This window comes from Neptuniibacter sp. QD34_54 (assembly GCF_047778055.1).
Taxonomy (GTDB): domain Bacteria; phylum Pseudomonadota; class Gammaproteobacteria; order Pseudomonadales; family Balneatricaceae; genus Neptuniibacter.
On record NZ_CP180546.1, the window covers coordinates 915,651 to 932,049 of the forward strand.

The 16,399-nt window shown below is 43.6% G+C and carries 14 protein-coding genes; 9 read left to right on the plus strand and 5 right to left on the minus strand.

All coding sequences use genetic code 11. The annotated features are described in order from the left end of the window. Positions 1-133: 133 nt before the first annotated feature. The 3 genes from adk to rlmB all read left to right on the plus strand — a co-directional run bounded on the left by adk (position 134) and on the right by rlmB (position 2,683). The gene (adk, locus tag ACMXYP_RS03940) at positions 134-793 is read left to right on the plus strand and encodes an adenylate kinase (protein WP_415883710.1); all 660 of its coding nucleotides are present in this window, start codon (positions 134-136) and stop codon (positions 791-793) included. A 137-nt stretch (positions 794-930) separates the two neighbouring features. Continuing rightward, the gene (gene hemH / locus ACMXYP_RS03945; protein ID WP_415883711.1) at positions 931-1,941 is read left to right on the plus strand and encodes a ferrochelatase; all 1,011 of its coding nucleotides are present in this window, start codon (positions 931-933) and stop codon (positions 1,939-1,941) included. 1 nt (position 1,942) lies between these two features. Then, a complete protein-coding gene (gene rlmB, locus ACMXYP_RS03950) occupies positions 1,943-2,683 on the plus strand; it encodes a 23S rRNA (guanosine(2251)-2'-O)-methyltransferase RlmB (protein WP_415883712.1) in 741 nt (246 codons plus the stop codon). An 82-nt stretch (positions 2,684-2,765) separates the two neighbouring features. Here the strand turns inward: rlmB and ACMXYP_RS03955 are convergent, their stop codons facing one another. Continuing rightward, positions 2,766-3,089, minus strand: a complete 324-nt coding sequence (locus ACMXYP_RS03955) for a thioredoxin domain-containing protein (RefSeq protein ID WP_415883713.1) — start codon at positions 3,087-3,089, stop codon at positions 2,766-2,768. Between the two features lie 157 nt (positions 3,090-3,246). Here ACMXYP_RS03955 and ACMXYP_RS03960 point away from each other — a divergent pair, with 157 nt between their 5' ends. The 3 genes from ACMXYP_RS03960 (at position 3,247) to ACMXYP_RS03970 (ending at position 5,801) form a co-directional block, all read left to right on the plus strand. Next, on the plus strand, positions 3,247-3,606 hold the full coding sequence (locus tag ACMXYP_RS03960) for a hypothetical protein (RefSeq protein ID WP_415883714.1): 360 nt from the start codon (positions 3,247-3,249) through the stop codon (positions 3,604-3,606). 72 nt (positions 3,607-3,678) lie between these two features. After that, positions 3,679-4,395 (plus strand): transglycosylase domain-containing protein, encoded by a 717-nt coding sequence (locus ACMXYP_RS03965; RefSeq protein ID WP_415883715.1) that lies wholly within the window; start codon positions 3,679-3,681, stop codon positions 4,393-4,395. A gap of 173 nt (positions 4,396-4,568) precedes the next feature. Next, entirely contained in the window at positions 4,569-5,801 is a 1,233-nt protein-coding gene (locus tag ACMXYP_RS03970) for a DEAD/DEAH box helicase (protein ID WP_415883716.1), read from the plus strand. Between the two features lie 75 nt (positions 5,802-5,876). Here the strand turns inward: ACMXYP_RS03970 and ACMXYP_RS03975 are convergent, their stop codons facing one another. Both ACMXYP_RS03975 and ACMXYP_RS03980 read right to left on the minus strand, forming a co-directional pair. Further along, positions 5,877-7,058, minus strand: a complete 1,182-nt coding sequence (locus tag ACMXYP_RS03975; protein ID WP_415883717.1) for an acetate/propionate family kinase — start codon at positions 7,056-7,058, stop codon at positions 5,877-5,879. Positions 7,059-7,063: 5 nt separating this feature from the next. After that, a complete protein-coding gene (locus ACMXYP_RS03980; RefSeq protein WP_415883718.1) occupies positions 7,064-7,999 on the minus strand; it encodes a bifunctional enoyl-CoA hydratase/phosphate acetyltransferase in 936 nt (311 codons plus the stop codon). Positions 8,000-8,298: 299 nt separating this feature from the next. On the opposite strand from ACMXYP_RS03980, the gene ACMXYP_RS03985 reads away from it, so the two are divergent. Beyond that, positions 8,299-9,777 (plus strand): response regulator, encoded by a 1,479-nt coding sequence (locus ACMXYP_RS03985; RefSeq protein ID WP_415883719.1) that lies wholly within the window; start codon positions 8,299-8,301, stop codon positions 9,775-9,777. Positions 9,778-9,814: 37 nt separating this feature from the next. On the opposite strand, the gene ACMXYP_RS03990 is transcribed toward ACMXYP_RS03985, so the two are convergent. Then, the gene (locus ACMXYP_RS03990) at positions 9,815-12,472 is read right to left on the minus strand and encodes a putative bifunctional diguanylate cyclase/phosphodiesterase (protein WP_415883720.1); all 2,658 of its coding nucleotides are present in this window, start codon (positions 12,470-12,472) and stop codon (positions 9,815-9,817) included. Between the two features lie 335 nt (positions 12,473-12,807). Here ACMXYP_RS03990 and ACMXYP_RS03995 point away from each other — a divergent pair, with 335 nt between their 5' ends. Continuing rightward, on the plus strand, positions 12,808-13,842 hold the full coding sequence (locus ACMXYP_RS03995) for a DUF2333 family protein (RefSeq protein WP_415883721.1): 1,035 nt from the start codon (positions 12,808-12,810) through the stop codon (positions 13,840-13,842). Between the two features lie 97 nt (positions 13,843-13,939). Further along, positions 13,940-14,365, plus strand: a complete 426-nt coding sequence (locus ACMXYP_RS04000) for a PilZ domain-containing protein (RefSeq protein WP_415883722.1) — start codon at positions 13,940-13,942, stop codon at positions 14,363-14,365. 18 nt (positions 14,366-14,383) lie between these two features. Here the strand turns inward: ACMXYP_RS04000 and ACMXYP_RS04005 are convergent, their stop codons facing one another. Further along, positions 14,384-16,363, minus strand: coding sequence for an AAA family ATPase (locus ACMXYP_RS04005; RefSeq protein ID WP_415883723.1), 1,980 nt, complete (start codon positions 16,361-16,363; stop codon positions 14,384-14,386). Positions 16,364-16,399: the final 36 nt, after the last annotated feature.

Sequence of the window (16,399 nt, forward strand, 5' to 3'; positions counted from 1 at the left end):
ATTGTTCGCTTTTAAGGTCATGGTATCGTCCGGCATTAGCATTTTTTTATGACAGATTTCTGCTTATTCGATCAACATAGATCGGATGGCGACAACTTTAAAATTTTAAACTTACTAGTTAGGAGTTTCCTGTATGCGTATTATCCTTCTGGGCGCACCAGGCGCAGGTAAAGGTACTCAGGCACAATACATCACTGAGAAGTATGGCATTCCTCAGATCTCTACTGGCGACATGCTACGTGCTGCGGTAAAAGCGGGTACCCCTCTGGGCGTGAAAGCCAAAGAAGTTATGGACGCAGGCCAGCTTGTTTCTGATGACATCATCATCGGTCTAGTTAAAGAGCGTATCGCTGAATCTGATTGTGCAAATGGTTTCCTATTCGACGGTTTCCCACGCACTATCCCACAAGCTGATGCTCTAAAAGATGCTGGCGTTAACATCGATGCAGTAGTTGAAATTGATGTTGCTGACGAAGAGATCGTTAAGCGTATGGCTGGTCGTCGTGTGCACCCAGGTTCTGGCCGTACTTACCACGTTATTTTCAACCAGCCTAAGGTTGAAGGTAAAGACGACGTAACTGGTGAAGACCTAGTTCAGCGTGCTGACGATGCAGAAGACACTGTTCGTGACCGTCTGAAAGTTTACCATGACCAGACTGCTCCACTGATCACTTACTACAAAGGCTGGGCTGAAGAAGACGCAGCTGCTGCACCTTCTTACGTTTACGTAGCAGGCGTTGGTTCTGTAGAAGATATCCGTGACGGCGTATTCGCTGGCTTGGAAAATGCTTAATTAGCATTGATCTAAAAGATTTAAAAAACCGTACCCCACCGGGTGCGGTTTTTTTATGCCTATAATCAGCGCTAACTATAGGATTTTAGTCGCACATCCGAGATAATCTCCCCCTTACATAAAAGGAAAGATGCTGAATGAGCCAAACAGATAAAACCGCCGTTGTATTAGTTAACTTAGGTACGCCTGACAAAGCTGAAAAAGGCGCTGTTCGTCGTTACCTAAAAGAGTTTTTATCTGACCAGCGTGTAGTTGAAGGCAAAGGCCTAAGGCGTATGCTGTGGTTGTCTGTTCTTAATGGCATCATCCTTAATGTTCGTCCAGGTAAAGTAGCGAAAGCTTATGCCAGCATTTGGGAAGATGATTCCCCGATGCGCAAGATTTTGGACAAGCAGGTAGCGGGCCTTCATCTGCTGCTTCAGCAGAAGCATGGTGAGCATGCACCGGATGTTTTCTCTGCGATGACTTACGGTAAGCCGGGGCTAACACCGCGCCTTAAAAAGTTACAAGAAAGCGGTTACCAAAAAATTCTATTGGTACCTATGTATCCGCAATATTCTGCGACCACCACTGCGCCTATTTATGATCAGGTTGCTAAGTTTCAGCTTAAACAGCGTGAAGTTTTAGATATTCGTATTGTTAACTCTTATTACAGTCACCCAGACTACATTGCTGCGTTGGCTGATCAAGTTAAAAACTTCCGTGAAGAAAACGGTAGCCCTGATAAATTGATTCTCTCGTACCACGGTATTCCGAAGGAATACGCGGATAAGGGCGATCCTTATCCAAAACAGTGTCACGAAACCTCTGAGCTATTAGCGGCTAAGCTAGGCCTTGCTGATACAGAGTGGATGACGACATTCCAATCTCGTTTTGGGCCTGCTGAGTGGATGCAGCCGTATACAGACAAAACATTGGAATCTTTACCCGAGAAAGGTGTTAAGTCTCTACAGATCGCGTGTCCTGCGTTCTCTGCTGATTGCTTAGAGACACTGGAAGAGATTGCTATCGAGAACCGTGACGTGTTCATGGAAGCAGGTGGCGAATCCTACCAATATATTCCTGCACTGAATGCTCAAGATAGCTTTATCGAGCTTTTGGCTACATTGGTACGTGAGCAAGCGGGCGACTGGGTAGGGGAGCGCTAAGATGAAATATGAATACCTTTTCGGCATTCACGCCGTAAACACAGCGCTTAAGCGTGATGCACAACGTATCCAGAAAATCTTGATTGCCAAAGGTCGTCACGATGACCGCATGCAGCGTTTGTACGAAACGGCGATGGGTCTGAAGATCCAATGCGAACAAGTCACTAAACGTGATCTGGAAGAGCTAGCCGATGGTGGTTCCCACCAAGGTGTCGTTGCACTGTGTAAACCGATCCAAACCCACAACGAAAAGTTCCTAGATCAACTGCTGGATAACCTCGATGTACCACCGTTCCTATTGGTACTCGATGGTGTAACCGATCCACATAACCTAGGTGCTTGTCTGCGTACTGCTGACGCAGCTGGTGTACAGGCAGTTATCGCCCCTAAAGATAAATCCGCACCATTAAACGCAACTGCAGCTAAGGTTGCTTGTGGCGCAGCTGAAGCGGTACCGTACATTCTGGTCACTAACCTTGCTCGTACCCTTAAAAGCCTGCAAGAGCGCGGTATCTGGACCACAGGCACCGCAGGTGAAACCGATCTAAATGTTTACCAAGCTAACCTAACAGGCCCTATGGCGCTGATTATGGGCGCAGAAGGCCAAGGTATGCGTCGACTGACACGTGAGCATTGCGATCAGCTAGTTAAAATTCCAATGGCTGGCGAAGTGAGTAGTTTGAATGTTTCCGTTGCTACAGGTATCTGCTTGTTTGAAGCGGTTAGACAACGAAGCAGTTGATTGCAGTCTTTATAGCAAACCATTTAAAAAGCAGCCTTGTGGCTGCTTTTTTGTGGGCGGAAATTGAATCAGGCTGAATAAATTACTTTAGGCATTCTTTGATAAGCTGCTGTACCGGTTTATTAACCAGATCAGGCGCGCCTACAACTTCACAATGCTTACCAGCAGTGTAGATATGAAGGACCGGGATACCTCTAACTTTATGCTGCTCGGCTATCTCTGGTGAATTATCCACATCAACAAACTGCACCTGGGTTTGTGGGCTCTCTTTATTATGAGCCTGCAAAACCGGCGCAACCCTTTTGCATGGCCCACACCATTCCGCTTCGAAATAAAACAGCTCAGTATCATTAGCAGAAACAGAAGCCGCATAGAAAAAAATCAGAGAAAACAGCACTTTTTTCATAGAGCGAAAACCTAGGTCAGTAAATAAGCATGCTAACTATATCTGAAAGACAGTTAGCAGCAAGTTTAAGTAGCATGCGATTTTATGCAGTATCTCTTTGTAGATCTAAAAGCTATGCTGGTTTATTTACGGGCTCCCGAATATATATTAGGACTCTATGGAAGACCTTGAGAGAAATATCATTCTTTGGCTATTAGATACATATCCCAGCGAGCGCGAAGCTTTTGCTAGTCAGCTCTTAGGTGCAAAAGTCACTGAAAGAGAGTTTACAAACGGCGGAGGGGTTTTTATTACATTTAAACCAAATCAAAATAGTATGCCGGTTAGTTCTAATTTCTTAGATGGGCTTACCAGAACCAATGGGCCTGAGATAAGTTCTCCCGAACTTCAGCACGGTGCGACTGTTGATATCGAATTTGATAATAACGGAATAGTTGATTATGTGGAAATTTGGGCAATGGCTGGAGATTACCCAAACGATAGGCATCCAGATACTTATGTGTTTGCGAAACCTTAATAAGAAAATCCATCCGACGTATGCTGTTTAGCTGCTTTAAGCATTTTAACTCTAAGGGCATAAACTATTTGCATGAAGTTGGTTAAACGAATCTACTTATTTCTAGCCGGGATCGTGATATTTGCTTTCGTGAGTTTAGAGGGATATTACCATTACTCAGCATTGCACTTGGATCCTCAGAAAATCCAGAACGACACCTTATCTAGTCAAGTTGTTTTTGATGCATTGTGGGTGTCCTTGGGAGAGAGCGGAGATATTAGATTCGAGAGTATTACAGCGACGGAGTATGCCCTAAAGTTTTTATATACCACTAATTCTGATCACCCACGTTATATAAAAACTAGCAACGCCGGTTTATTGCTCGCTAGCCAAGTATCTCGTTTATTAGCCTTAAATTCCCCGAAGTTGCGTGATCGAGGTCATATAGCGGGTGTTGTTACAACAATTTGGTTATCTAGAAATTCGGAAGTTTTCCAGCTTTTGGAGTTTGTTGCACGGAAATCATATTTCGGTCATAACCACTTTGGTTTGGATGCTGCGAGTGAGTACTATTTTGAAAAGAGGGCCTCTGAGCTTAATTCAAATGAAGTAGTAAGTTTAATTTCTATTATCAGATCGCCCTCAATGTACGATCCGCATTGCCATCCTCAGCGCTTCAAGGAAAGAGCGTTGAAAATATTCTATCAATTACAAGTTAATTGGCCCGATAAGTATGCTGCAGAAACCTATACAACGCCTATTTTTGAAATCATGAGCGGAAAGGAATGTTCTCAAAATCATAAAAACTAGAGTATCTAGGGTCATGAATATCTAGTGTCAGAGTAAATTAAATCCTTCCTAGATATGAAATCCTGTATCATAGCTATCTCTGCTCGTTCATTACTAAAGCGGCGAACCCGATCTTTATACGTTATCTTTGAAAGCGATGAATGTTCATCGCTTTCTTTGTTTATGGAATCACTATGTTTTCTGATATCGCACTACATCCACAGTTAGAAGAGAACCTTAAAACGCTTGGCTTCAGTGAGCCGACTGAGGTTCAGCAGAAGGCGGTGCCTTTGTTGTTGGAAGGGATGGATCTGTTGGTAAGTTCGCCAACGGGTAGCGGTAAAACCGGTGCTTATCTGATTCCTTTAGTGCAGGAACTCTCTGCGGGTAAATCGCCAACACGTCAGCCGAAAGCCATCGTACTCGTACCTGTGCGTGAACTCGCTGAGCAGGTGTTACAACAGTTTAATAAATTGGCTGCTGGCCTAGAGCTAGATGCTGTTTCGCTGGTGGGCGGTGAAGATTTTAAACAGCAGGAAAAACGCTTGGCGCGTGCTGATTTGGTGATTGCGACACCGGGGCGTTTAGTACCGCATTTGGAAAACCGTTCTATTGAGTTGGATAGCCTAGATCTGCTGATTCTGGATGAAGCGGATCGTATGCTAGAAACCGGTTTTAAAGAGCGTTTGGATCAGATCCTAACCCTTTGCCCAGAAGCACGTCAGACATTGTTGATCTCAGCGACTTTGCCTACGCAGGTTCGTACGTTAGCTCAGAAGCTATTGGTCGATCCTGAGTGGATCCGTGTTGGTCAAAAGCGCGAGGTAGAAGAGGGGATCAAGCAGAGTATTGTCCTCTCTGATGATCAGTCTCATAAAGATAAACAGCTGTGCTGGTTGCTAGAAAACGAATCGTACGACAAGGCGATTGTGTTCTGTAACAGCAAAACTGAAGCGCGCCGTTTGGATGGCTTTTTACGCTACCACAAATTCAAAGCGGCTCTATTGCATGGTGATGTGCAGCAGAAAGGCCGTTTCGCAACGATTGAAGGCTTCCGTAAGGGTACAACAACGGTTTTGGTAACTACTGATCTAGCGTCCCGTGGTTTGGATGTGGAAGGGGTTGAGTTAGTAATCAACATGGAGATGCCGCGTAAGGGCGATCTCTACCTTCACCGTGTTGGCCGTACCGGTCGTGCCGGCCAGGAGGGCCAGGCGATCTCTTTGATCGATCCGCACGAGTGGAACCTAATGTCTTCGATTGAGCGTTACCTGAAGACTCGCTTTAGACGTAAATTAATCGAAAGCTTGGTAGGTAGCTACAAAGGCCCGAAAAAAGTAAAAGCCTCGGGTAAAGCAGCAGGCACGAAAAAGAAGAAAAAACCGGCTAGTGGCAAGAAGAAAGCGCCGAAAAAACCGAAGAAGTAATCTTGGCCGATTTATAGATATAAAAAAGGGTACTTTTGGTAAGTACCCTTTTTTAATGTTTGAGCGTAATGACGATTAAGCCATTAAATCCTTAGTGTGCATGGCAATCATCGCTTCCTCATTGGTCGGGATGACGCGCACAGTCACTTTAGAATCGGCACCATTGATAATGCTGTCGTTGGTTGAATTAGCATGAGGGTTAAATTTAACACCTAGCCATTCACAGCGCTTAAGAATACGTTCCCTGACATTGGCGCTGTTTTCGCCGACACCACCTGTGAATACAATCTGCTCTAGACCTTCGAGTGCTGCAGATAAACGGCCAATCTCTAGTGCTGCACGGTAGCAGAACATATCGATTGCTTCTTCAGCTTCGGGTTGGTCGCTTTGCTCAAGCTCCAACATGTCAGAGCTGATGCCCGACACACCTAGCCAGCCACTTTGCTTGTAGATCAACGCTTCCAGATCATCAGCTGAAAGGTTGTGATGGCGCTGTAGGTAAAGCAAAACACCCGGGTCGATATTGCCACAACGGCTACCCATTGGCAGACCATCTACCGCAGTAAAGCCCATGGACGAAGCAACAGATTTACCCTCGCCGATGGCGCACATACTTGCGCCAGCGCCTAAGTGACAGACTACGGTTTTTAGATGGCCGCTTTTCTGCTCAACAAGTTGGCGCTGAATGTATTCGTATGAAAGCCCGTGGAAACCGTAGCGATGAACACCTTCCTCAGTGTATTTACGAGGCAGGGCATAGTGTTGCTCCAACGAGGATTGCTCGGCATGAAACATTGTGTCAAAACAGGCTACTTGAGGTAGGTCTGGAGCTATGTTTCTGCAGGCCTCGATCAGTCTTAGGTTATAAGGCTGATGCAGTGGCGCTAGTGGAATAAAGCTCGCCAGCTTATCTAATACCTGATCATTAATCAGGATAGGCGCGCTAAAGTGACTACCCCCATGAACAACGCGATGGCCGAAGGCGCATAGAGTGTTGTCACTGACTTCAGCATTTAGCCAGTCGAGTATAGTTTTTAAGCAGGCTTGGTGGCGTTGCTCTTTAGGCACGTCGCTAAAGCTTGGCGTGCTCTTAAGTAGAACTTCACCGGACGCACCTTTCACTTTAAAGCGAGCGGTATCATTAAGGATATTGCCCAGCTTAAAGTTATATAGCAGCTCTAGCTTAGCGCCTGTGTACTTAAACAATGCGCATTTTAAGCTAGAGGAGCCGCCATTAACCGTTAAAATCGTTTCCATACGACCTACTTTTCTTTGTGATGAACCATATGAGATGCCAACGCACAGGAGGCTAGACGAGCAAGCGTTTTATCTGCACGGCTTGTTAGAATGATCGGTACTTTGGCACCCAATGCGATGCCTGCCGATTTAGCGTTGGCTAAATAAATTAGCTGCTTAGCAATCATATTTGCGGATTCTAAATCAGGGGCTAACAGAATATCGGCATCACCGGATACGTCGGAAACAATGTGCTTGTCGATAGCGGCTTGTTGCGAGATCGCATTATCAAAGGCAAGAGGACCATCTAATAGACCACCTGTTATCTGTGAGCGATCTGCCATTTTGCAAAGCGCAGCAGCATCGATGGTACTTTGAATATTAGGCTTAACTTTTTCTACCGCGGATAAAATAGCCACTTTCGGTGTCTGAACGCCTAGTGCACGGCAGAAATCGATCGCGTTTTGGGTGATATCTTTTTTACAGTACAGATCTGGTGTGATGTTGATTGCCGCATCGGTGATGATTAGCGGCTTATGATAGTTTGGTACATCAAACACAAAGACGTGACTCAAGCGGCGCTCAGTTCTGATCCCTTTTGTTTTGTGAACCACTGCGCGTAGCAATTCCGATGTACCTAAATGACCTTTCATCAATACTTCGGCTTCGCCGCGCTTGATCAGTTCACAAGCTAGCTCTGCAGCGGCGTGGCTATGTTCTGTATTGATTAGCTCAAAATTACTGATATCCAGATTCTGTTCTTCAGCTACGGCTTTAATCTTTGCTTCAGGCCCAACCAGTGTTGGGATAATAAGGTCGTGCTCGGCTGCTTCCACTGCGCCAATCAGACTATTGCCATCAACTGGATGGGCAACAGCTGTACGGATAGGGCGAGCCTTTTCAGCTTGTTCAATAAAAAATTCTAGCTGGTCGTGCAGCGGTGGTTTTTCTTGAATAACCATCAAAACCTCGAAAATAAATTGTATTACCCGTTATTTGATAGAACTGAAGGTAATAATTGTATATGACCTGATTATGACGCGCTGCAGCATTTTTGCCAGTGATTCATGTCAGGTTTATACACAAAGGTCGTACATTGGCGTGATTCAGCGTTAAAAAATTCATGTTGTTAAGTCACAAAAAAGCTAAAAATAACCTAAGGTTTAGTAGGGTCTTAAAATACAAGGTGGTATAAGTAAGAGCATATTTGTAGTTTCAGACTATTCAGTCTGGCAGGACGGAACCTCTGGGAGATTTAAGGATGCAACAAACCATTTTTGTGGTTGATGGCAGCTCGACAATTCGTACATTTTACAAAGCAGTACTCGAAGATGCCGGTTATCGCGTAAAACTACATCAAACTGGTGAAAGCTGTTATAAGGCTCTCAGTTTTGATATTCCTGATCTCATTCTATTGGGAGCTGAGCTGCCGGATACAGAATGTGTCGCCTTTGCATCTAAGATTAAAGCTCGTCCTGAGTTTTTACTTGTTCCAATTATTGTTGTCTCTTCACTTCGCTCTATGGAGTTAAAGCGTAACTGCTTTCAGGCGGGCGTAACTGATTTCATTATGAAAAACTGTACTCAGCATTTCTTACTTGAAAGAGTAAAGAATGTGATTGAGCGTAAAGAAACAATGCAGTTTAGTCAGCATATTGCGGGGCAGCGATTCAAAGTGTTAGTGGCTGAGGATAGTGTGGCTTTATTAGCGCTATATGGTCAGATGCTTGAGCAATTAGGCTGTTCACCTGTGCTTTGCCAAAATGGTAAAGAGGCGTGGGAGACACTTCAGCAACACGATGATGTTGATCTCGTGATGACCGATGTCGAGATGCCTGAGATGGATGGTATTGAGTTAAATCATTTGATCCGTTCCTGCTCTCAGTATGATCAAGTGCCGGTGATTGTCGTTACTCAATTCGACCAGGAAGAGCTTTTATGTGATCTATTGACGGCTGGTGCTAGTGACTACATAACAAAGCCGTTCAGTCATGAAGAGCTGCGTGCACGTGTAGGTTCTCACCTTCGAACTCGTCACCTTTATAAGGAACAGCAGCGACTTAATCGAGAGTTGGATGAGGCTAATAGTTATTTGGAAGAACGTGTCAGAGCGCGTACACAAGAGTTGTATGAAGCCAATTTAGAAACGATCCAGAAACTAGCCATGGTTTGTGATTTTAAAGATAACGATACAGGTAATCACATTAACAGAGTGAAAGAGTATTCAGAAGAGTTGGGTAAAGCGATTGGTTTATCGGAAGAAGTGGTCAATCGTCTTGGCTTTTCTAGCATGATGCATGATGTAGGTAAGATTACCACGCCTGATGCCATTCTTAACAAACCGGGCTCATTGGATAACCAAGAATGGGAAGTTATGCGACAGCATTCTGCTATTGGGGCTAAGATCCTGGGCAAAAATGCGTTCTTCAATATGGCGAGAGATATTGCACTCGGTCACCATGAGAAAGTGGATGGCAGTGGCTATCCTAAAGGTTTGAAAGGGGATGAAATTCCGCTCGCTGCTAGGATTGTTGCTGTTGTCGATGTCTTCGATGCATTGGTATCTAAGCGCAGCTATAAGGACGCTTGGACTCAAAAAGAAGCAACCGATGAGCTTCAACGAATTGCTGGAAGTCATCTTGATAAACGTCTTGTAGAGGTGTTTGTAGGTCTGGTTGAATCAGGTAAATTGGATTACATTCGTGCGCACTTCCCTGAAGGAGAGACACAGCTAATCTAAGCCATTTCCCTTAATGGAAACGAATTGCCTTGCCTTTTTAGGTAAGGCTATCATTTAAAGCACGAGTATTCGGTAGATTCTCAGTTTCTACCAAAATTTCCATCTCTTTATGTATCAATGGTCGGCTAAAAAGATAGCCTTGCCCAATATCGCAGCCAAAGTCTCTTAGCATGGCTAACTGATCTTCATCCTCTATCCCTTCCGCAACTACTTTCATTTTTAGTGCATGTGCCATTGTGATGATGGTATGAGTCAATGTGGCATCACCTTGGTTGTGTACCATATCTTTCACAAATGCACGGTCTACTTTTAAGGTTGAGACTGGGAAGGTTGTTAGGTAGCTTAGAGAGCTATAGCCCGTACCAAAGTCATCAATGGTGAGTGATGTTCCAAATTCTAAAAGTTTTTCTAAACGGGGTAGTAGCTTTTCAATATTCTCAGCTAAGAGACTTTCAGTGATCTCCAGTTCAAGTCTGCTAGGGTCAATGCCCGTTTCTTTGATCACTCCATCAACCATATCGATGACGCTATCATCGTTTAGCTGCCTGATTGAGAGGTTAACAGCCATGATCAGAGGGGTGTCGCTGAATTTCTGTAGCTCGATCAGGTCGAGGCAAGCTTGGCGCAGAGCGAACTCACCAAGTTTGTTTATAACCCCAATCTCTTCGGCTATTTCAATAAACTCAAATGGACCCACAGGACCTAATACAGAGCTGTTCCAGCGCATTAGGGCTTCAAATCCCATAATATGACCGGTATCTATATTGTTTTTGCTTTGGTAAGCCATGTAGATCTCACCGCGCTCAAGTGCTTGGCGTAGTTCTGTTTCGATCGTATGTCGGCGTTTTAAGCGTCTATCGAGTTCATGGTCAAAGAAACTGTAACGATTGCGGCCATCCTTCTTAGATTCGAATAGGGCAATATCTGCAAATTTAATCAGACCTGCAACTTCGTTGTTGTCTTCTGGGTAGCACGAGATACCGATGCTCACTGATATGAAGATCTGTTTCCCTTCAATTAGCACTGGCTTTTCTACGTTTCGTAGTATTTTGTCAGCGAGGCTTTCTACTTCAGGGATCTTGTCATAAGTAGCGTACACTAAAAATTCATCACCGCTGATATGACAAATCTGCGCTTTGCCTTTACAGCATTTAACGAGTCTACCAGCGACCAATTGTAATAATTGATCACCAATCATGTGACCAAAAGTATCGTTTACGGTCTTAAAGTTATCTATATCTAGATAGAGAACAGCAACTTGTTGTTTGCTTTTCCAAGCATTTTGTAGCTCTCTAGTTAGATTCTCGTTAGTTCTACGGCGGTTAGGTAGGCCTGTTAATGGGTCAAAATTTGCCTGTTTGTAGAGCTTAGCTTCGGCTTGCTTGCGGCTACTGATATCCTGAACGACGACTACATAATGGGTAAGTTCATCGTCTGGATTAGTTATGTGACTAATAGAGAAAGAATACCACTTACCGTCAAAGTCCGTTTTACGTTCGCCAAACCAGCTGCCTTTCAATGATATCTCATCACTAATTTTTTTTAGGTCGCGAGTAAGAACATTATAAGGAGGGAAATCAATAATGTTATGTCCCCGGGCTTCGTCATGGGCATTCGGCTTTGCGGTTGCTAAGTCAAAGTGACTGTTGGCGTACTCTATGCTCCATAAGTTGTCTGTAATAACGACACTGTCAGGGCTTTGTTCAATTGCTTTGGATAGTTTTTGTACGTTGCCTTCTGCTGTTTGTTTTGCATCAGACATGCGTTTACTGATTTGCAGTGAAACTCTGTAGGCAAGTAATGCTGCGAGAAGAAATAGAACAAATACAATGCCTATAGGACGCATTCTTTCTAGCCATGAGCTAAAGAGCTTAGCCACTGGGTAGGAGTTAAGTGTAATAAGTTTATATTCTGGTAAGTAACCTACGTTGGCGAGGACTTGTTCACCTTTTACTTCAAGTTCTAGCCCTTGCTTAGTTTTACCTGATTGCAGGTTGTATTGGATTTCTGATGCTGTTTCTTGGGCTAAACGCCAACCAAATAGGTCTGAAACAAAACCTTTAGGAACGGGGTAGGACATACGTACTTGACCAAGTTCCCCTAGGAGCCAGATAGTATTGTTATCCGGACTAATAAAGTTTTGCATCAGGGATGATTTTCCTTGAACACGATAAAAAGCGACCACAACGGCAATGATCTTCTTGTCTTTATTAAGAATAGGAACGTAGAAGGGAAGTAATGATTCTCCAAGTAAACCTGCTCTATGGAGGTAGCCTATCTGAGCCGTTTGACTGACTTTTAGGTTTTCTAAAACAGTATTTTGGCTGGGTAATTGCGGTGGATTAATATCACCTTTACTAAGTAAAACCTTACCTTTGATATCAATAAGAGAGAAAACAGCAGCTTCGCCTGTTGCTGATAGCAGATATTCGAATACGTTGGATACCGAGCGTTTTTGTAATTTTTTATCAATAAAACGAGCTTGGACAGTTTTGACGATCAGGCGAGTTTGATGATCAAAGAAAGAGCGGCTTTGGCTGATCAGTGTCTGGTTTTGCTTATAAAGTTTATCGTACTGGCTCGTTTTTACATCGTCCCATAGGGCAATGCTGAAAACGGTCAAAGCAGATAAAAGAATTACCGATAGTAGCGTGAATAAGAGCTTTAACGGTTTGATCCCTTCTTGTCCCGCCATATTTTAAGTTCTCCCTATAGCGCTACCATCGTATGGGTTAGCAACTTCGTGTCACTATAGCAAAGATACATCATCATCTTCTTATGTTAGCTCTTAAAATAAGGAAGAAGAACAAAAATACTGACTTGAATTACAAAAGAATCATTTTTTTTGAGTGATTTATCAAATTTAGTCTACGTGAATTCTGAGCTTGTTATTCAGTGAGTTGGTGAAAGAAGTTTTTTGCTTCGACCATTGCAACGTTCCGAATGGCTTTAGGATCAGTTAAGCTGTGGTAATAGATAATAGGTGGACAGTTATTTCGTCCAGACGGATTGTTAGAGTTGAGGAACCTCATGGGATTATTGATAGATTGGTTTTTGGATTTTTGGGACAACATGCCAGGAGGCAAAATTAGCCGGGCTATTTTTAGTGCTGTTACGCTAGTTATAGTTATCTCTGTCCCTCTCGGTGTCTATTGGAGCTGCCCTCCTGCGGCGTTTGATCCTGTTACTGAAGCCAAAGCGGATGCAGAGGAGCAAGGCGTTAAGGTAACAACGGGCTATCCAACGGTTTATACCTTGCATCGATTGATGGATACTCTGCTGCATAAACCGGGTGGTTATATCACTAATGATGTGGCGCCTCCGGGTATCTGGTTAGACAACATCAGCAATTGGGAATACGGCGTATTAGTGCAGTCTCGTGATCTTGCACGTGCCTTACGTAAAGACTTTAGCCGTTCGCAGTCACAATCAGTTGAGCATCCAGAGTTAACAGTTGCTGAGCCTCAATTCCACTTTGATGCGAACAGTTGGTTATTACCTTCTTCCGAGTCTCAGTACAAGGAAGGTCTAGAAGCACTTCACAAATACCAGACGGAGCTAACTCAAGTTGCTGAATCTGAAGCACAATTCTATGCGCGTGCGGATAATTTGAATAACTGGCTTGGTGATGTTCAAACACGTTTAGGAAGTTTGTCGCAGCGTTTAAGTGCAAGTGTTGGCCAGAAGCGTGTGAATACAGATTTAGCGGGTGATCCTGCTGCAGAACAATCTACGCAAACAGCTTCTGATAAAGAAGTGAAAACACCTTGGTTGGAAATCGATGATGTATTCTATGAAGCACGAGGTTCTGCTTGGGCACTATTACATATCTTGAAAGCGGTTGAGCAAGATTTTGGGCCTGTGCTAGACAAGAAAAATGCGCGTGTGAGCCTTCGTCAGATTATTCGTGAGTTGGAAGCAACTCAGGAGACCGTGTGGAGCCCAATGATCCTTAATGGTGGCGGTTTTGGTTTGTTCGCTAATCACTCTTTGGTGATGGCGAACTATATTTCCCGTGCTAATGCTGCAATTATCGATTTGCGAGAGCTATTAGCGAAAGGTTAAGGGTTGATTAAGTAATTTTTGTTTATCTTTAAGGGGCTTAGTGCCCCTTATTTGTTTCTGGGTCTACACTAAATAGTAGTGGTAGAGGAGAAACGTTATGCCTCGTCGTTTTATTCGTCATCCTGCAGCGATCCCTATTAAGCTGTGTAATCAGCAATCAAAAAACGAAAACGTTACTGAAGTCACCACGCAAGATGTAAGTGCAGGCGGTTTGTCCTGTGAAACGGAAAGTTTGATGACTCCAGGTGATGCGGTAGAAGTTGAGATCTCACTAGAGACACCGCCTTTTAAAACCATTGGTCATGTTGTTTGGTGTAAAAGTAAAGGCAGTGGCTTTTTGGTCGGAATAGGCTTTTCTGATCTTGCAACAGCTTATGCAGTTCGTATGGTCGAGCAGATATGTTACATCGAAGAGTATCGTCAGAAAATCCTTGAAGAGGAGGGGCGAGAGCTCAATTCTGAGGAGGCGGCAATCGAGTGGATTTCAGAACACGCTCATGAGTTTCCACAGAACGTGCACTGATCCAATATCTAGTACTATTTAGAAATAGGGTTCCACTTTAATGTTTTGTTCTTTAGCGATTAGCCATTCATCGCCTTTAAAGACAAGAGTAAGTCGCTTAAAGGTCCTATCTTTGTAGCCATTGGCTGCTTCGTATTTGAGCCAGAAGTCTACTCGAATCTCATTCTCGTGCTGTTTGATATTCCGTAGTTCTTCACGTGTTAATTTGATCCATTCTGGACGATTTAAGGCATCGTAACGCTTCTTCAACCAGTGTTGATGCGTTTTATAAGCGCCATTAAACTCTGATATATAGCTAGCTGTATAAGTTTCGTGGTCTTGGGCTTGCCATGCATTTGTCCAGCGATCTATTAGGGTAGTCGTTAGATCTTGGGGAGAGGCTGCTTTTTCTGTAGTAAGAGCAGTTTCAACAAGAGCGGGTGCTATTTCTGAGCTTATTTCAGAATCTGTGGCAAGGGCTGTAACTACGATCTCTTCCGTTTTAGTAAGTTCTTCGACAGTTTGCGTTTCTTCAATATTAACTTCAGGGCTTATTGTAGTCACGTCAGGTGTTTCTGATGACTGATTTGTGACTGCATCAGTCGTTTCGGATGTATGAGACGCTGCAATTTCAATTGAATTGGTATCTTCAACATCAGGCGTTTGAGGCGCTTCTATTGCAACTGCGAGCTCAACTGTTTCAGACTGCTTTTGTTCAGCATTTTCAAGTGCTTGCTTTAATCGATTGTTTTCTTCAATTGCTGCAGAGAGTTGTTCTTCCAATAATGTTAGCTTGGAGTTAACTTCAGCTTGAAACTCTGCTGGTGGCAGCGACGCAAGATCCTCGACTGGGCGAGAATCTTTCTTATTGGATACGGGCGGTTTAACTTCAGAAATGTCGAGTGTAGTCGCTTTTATTTGTTGAGGGGGAGCTGATTTAGGGCTGTCGTTTTCTAATTCAGGGCTAAGTGTCGGTAAAGTATTAGCTAGTTCAGGACTGTTGTCAGAAGATGATTCAGGGGTTTGAACTGTTTCTTCGGTAGTAATGCTTGGCGGCGCTACATTTTCAGTCTTTTCTGTCGAAGCTTTTGTTTTTGGTTCGGCAAAAATAGGAGGGCTGTTCTCTACGACTTCTGCAGTTTCATCACTCTCATCTGATAGGAAAAACTGATTGATACCAATGCCAATGGCTAGAATGATAGCGAGACCTAAAGCAAAAACTCCTGAATTTGCGGATGTTAAGGGTTGATTATGTCCTTCCGAGCTTTGGAAGTCTTTACGAGTAATAACGTCTTTATGAATCAGAGGAAGTAGTAGGGCTTTTAAACGGCCAATTCTACCTTCTGTCTGATCTATCATCATAAAGTCGGTCCCAATTTCATAAGGGGTCGGAGGAAGCCCTTTAATCGCCGACAGGTAATATATGTAGCCTTCGATGTCGTCTATATGTAGAGGATCTAAAGTGACTTCTATATTGATCCAGTTACTGAAATCTGCTTGTTGAAAACTTTCTGCTTCTGGGTGCAAAACCATGTAATCTTGGCGAATCACCACCAATTTGATTGCACCAGCGGTTGTTTCTGAAGTTTTACATAATTGCTGTAAAGCATTAACGATGCTGTCATCAGAATTAATAGCTTGCTGGTCAATAATAACCAAGCAGAATTGACCTGCATCTTTAGTGTTTCTGAGGGCTCGTATTAGCTCTTTCTTTTGCTTTGGGACTTCTAGCGTATCGGCTAGCTTAGAATAAAGCTGCGATGTTTTTGTTAAAGGCTCGTTGAAAATAGCAACAGGAACCCCTTTATGATGGTATTCACTGATGAATTCATTAATAAGGGTGCTTTTACCTGTGCCTTCAACGCCTTTGAGTATTACTGCATTTTCGAAGTTTAGGGCTTCCCTTAAAGAACTAAGGGCGCGCTTATATCCGGCATGCCTATATGGCCCAGTAAATGACGAATCCGTTTCGTTTGATCCGTTGATATGATCAACATTGCGCTGGTTGTCAGGTAGCATAGATAGAAGCTTATTCTCTTTATAAAACAGTATTTA